Source organism: Citrobacter sp. Cc139 (assembly GCF_030334645.1).
Classification (GTDB): Bacteria; Pseudomonadota; Gammaproteobacteria; order Enterobacterales; family Enterobacteriaceae; genus Citrobacter; species Citrobacter werkmanii.
The window spans coordinates 1-254 of record NZ_JAOWDM010000040.1 but is presented as its reverse complement, the minus strand read 5'-3'; the positions used below and the strand labels follow the sequence as shown (position 1 = coordinate 254).

The 254-nt window shown below is 48.4% G+C and carries 1 protein-coding gene; it reads right to left on the bottom strand.

The window, feature by feature from the left end:
* Window positions 1-194: Y-family DNA polymerase (locus OGV69_RS01380; protein WP_502873878.1), on the bottom strand; the 194-nt coding region annotated here is incomplete at its 3' end.
* Between the last annotated feature and the right edge of the window lie 60 nt (window positions 195-254).

Genomic DNA, 254 nt, shown 5'->3' with positions numbered 1-254 from the left:
TATCGACGGAATAAGTCCTTCTGCTTGAAATACGGATCCCCCATTTTCACACCAGCTCTTTTGGCTTCAGCGTTGCGGGCAATCACGCAGCCATCGTTATTTGACAGAACAACTACCGGCCTGCCTTTCAGATCTGGCCGGAATGCAGTCTCGCAACTGGCATAAAACGAATTAACATCAACCAGGGCAAACATATCAGCTTGCCGCTTTCACGATAAACGTCACAACCCCAAAGATATCCAGCGTATCTTCGC